We start from the raw sequence: 3,233 nt of genomic DNA, 5'->3' as shown, positions 1-3,233 counted from the left end.
TTGTGGTCTCAGAACCCACACAGTGAACGCGAGCATCAATGGTCAAGCCCTCGGCCTATTAGTACCGGTCAACTCCACCCCTTACAAGGCTTCCATATCCGGCCTATCAACCCGGTCATCTCCCGGGAGCCTTAACCAATCAAGTTGGAGGGAGCCCTCATCTCGAAGCAGGCTTCCCGCTTAGATGCTTTCAGCGGTTATCCTTTCCGAACGTAGCCAACCAGCCATGCCCTTGGCAGAACAACTGGCACACCAGAGGTCCGTCCGTCCCGGTCCTCTCGTACTAGGGACAGCCCTTCTCAAGACTCCAACGCGCGCAGCGGATAGGGACCGAACTGTCTCACGACGTTCTAAACCCAGCTCGCGTACCGCTTTAATGGGCGAACAGCCCAACCCTTGGGACCGACTCCAGCCCCAGGATGCGACGAGCCGACATCGAGGTGCCAAACCATCCCGTCGATATGGACTCTTGGGGAAGATCAGCCTGTTATCCCCGGGGTACCTTTTATCCGTTGAGCGACGGCGCTTCCACAAGCCACCGCCGGATCACTAATCCCGACTTTCGTCCCTGCTCGACCCGTCAGTCTCACAGTCAAGCTCCCTTGTGCACTTACACTCACCACCTGATGACCAACCAGGCTGAGGGAACCTTTGGGCGCCTCCGTTACTCTTTAGGAGGCAACCGCCCCAGTTAAACTACCCACCAGACACTGTCCCTGATCCGGATCACGGACCCAGGTTAGACATCCAACACGACCAGAGTGGTATTTCAACAACGACTCCACCACCGCTAGCGCGGCAACTTCACAGTCTCCCACCTATCCTACACAAGCCGAACCGAACACCAATATCAAGCTATAGTAAAGGTCCCGGGGTCTTTCCGTCCTGCTGCGCGAAACGAGCATCTTTACTCATACTGCAATTTCACCGGGCCTATGGTTGAGACAGTCAAGAAGTCGTTACGCCATTCGTGCAGGTCGGAACTTACCCGACAAGGAATTTCGCTACCTTAGGATGGTTATAGTTACCACCGCCGTTTACTGGCGCTTAAGTTCTCAGCTTCACCACCAAAGTGGCTAACCGGTCCCCTTAACGTTCCAGCACCGGGCAGGCGTCAGTCCGTATACATCGCCTTACGGCTTCGCACGGACCTGTGTTTTTAGTAAACAGTCGCTTCTCGCTGCTCTCTGCGACCACACCCAGCTCACCACGCAACGGTGGATCACCAGACATGGCCCCCCTTCTCCCGAAGTTACGGGGGCATTTTGCCGAGTTCCTTAACCATAGTTCACCCGAACGCCTCGGTATACTCTACCTGACCACCTGAGTCGGTTTAGGGTACGGGCCGCCACACCACTCGCTAGAGGCTTTTCTCGACAGCATAGGATCATCCACTTCACCACAATCGGCTCGGCATCAGGCCTCACCCACATGTTGCACGGATTTCCCTGCACAACGGGCTACACCCTTACCCCGGGACAACCACCGCCCGGGCTGGACTACCTTCCTGCGTCACCCCATCACTCACCTACTACAAGCTCGGACCATCGGCTCCACCCACCACACTCCCGAAAGAACATGGCAGCTTCACGGACTTAGCATCACCTGATTCGATGTTGAACGCGGCCTAGCGGGTACCGGAATATCAACCGGTTATCCATCGACTACGCCTGTCGGCCTCGCCTTAGGCCCCGACTTACCCTGGGCAGATCAACTTGACCCAGGAACCCTTAGTCAATCGGCGCACACGTTTCCCACGTGCGTATCGCTACTCATGCCTGCATTCTCACTCGCGCACCATCCACAACTCCCTCACAGGGCTGCTTCACCCGGCACACGACGCTCCCCTACCCATCACAGCCCCCGTTAAGGGTTCACACTGCAATGACACGACTTCGGCGGTATGCTTGAGCCCCGCTACATTATCGGCGCAGAATCACTTGACCAGTGAGCTATTACGCACTCTTTCAAGGATGGCTGCTTCTAAGCCAACCTCCTGGTTGTCTCTGCGACTCCACATCCTTTCCCACTTAGCACACGCTTAGGGGCCTTAGTCGATGCTCTGGGCTGTTTCCCTCACGACCATGGAGCTTATCCCCCACAGTCTCACTGCCGCGCTCTCACTTACCGGCATTCGGAGTTTGGCTAAGGTCAGTAACCCGGTAAGGCCCATCACCTACCCAGTGCTCTACCTCCGGCAAGAAACACACGACGCTGCACCTAAATGCATATCGGGGAGAACCAGCTATCACGAAGTTTGATTGGCCTTTCACCCCTAACCACAGATCATCCCCCAGGTTTTCAACCCTGGTGGGTTCGGGCCTCCACGAAGTCTTACCTCCGCTTCACCCTGCCCATGGCTAGATCACTCCGCTTCGGGTCTAGGACACGCTACTCAACGCCCTTATCGGACTCGCTTTCACTACGGCTCCCCCACAACAGGTTAACCNTATCGGACTCGCTTTCACTACGGCTCCCCCACAACAGGTTAACCTCGCAACATGCCGCAAACTCGCAGGCTCATTCTTCAAAAGGCACGCAGTCACCACGCAACAAAACAAAGTCTCGCCACGCTTNCTCGCAACATGCCGCAAACTCGCAGGCTCATTCTTCAAAAGGCACGCAGTCACCACACACGACGCAAAAGCGCCCCATGCTCAGCTCCCACGGCTTGTAGGCACACGGTTTCAGGTACTCTTTCACTCCCCTCCCGGGGTACTTTTCACCATTCCCTCACGGTACTATCCGCTATCGGTCACCAGGAAATATTTAGGCTTAACGGGTGGTCCCGCCAGATTCACACAGGATTTCTCGGGCCCCATGCTACTTGGGAAATCACATAATGAGCCACCATGATTTCAGCTACGGGGGTCTTACCCTCTACGCCGGGCCTTTCGCATGCCCTTCGCCTATCACAATGGTTTCTCACTCACCGACCGTCCGGCAGAACGATCACAGCAACTCCCACAACCCCGCACACGCAACCCCTGCCGGGTATCACACACATACGGTTTAGCCTACTCCAGTTTCGCTCGCCACTACTCCCGGAATCACGGTTGTTTTCTCTTCCTACGGGTACTGAGATGTTTCACTTCCCCGCGTTCCCTCCACACACCCTATACATTCAGATGCAGGTGACAGCCCATGACGACTGCCGGGTTTCCCCATTCGGACACCCCCGGATCACAGCTCGGTTGACAACTCCCCGGGGCCTATCGCGGCCTCCCACGTCC

Annotated in this window: 1 rRNA gene (running past one end of the window); it reads right to left on the bottom strand. The window is 56.3% G+C overall.

Annotated features, from left to right (window positions below):
- Positions 1-38: 38 nt before the first annotated feature.
- A 23S ribosomal RNA gene (locus tag AN216_RS20730) occupies positions 39-3,233 on the bottom strand; it runs 53 nt beyond the window's last position.

Source organism: Streptomyces oceani, assembly GCF_001751245.1.
GTDB classification, from domain to species: Bacteria; Actinomycetota; Actinomycetes; order Streptomycetales; family Streptomycetaceae; genus Streptomyces; species Streptomyces oceani.
This window is presented reverse-complemented; position numbering and strand designations above follow the sequence as displayed.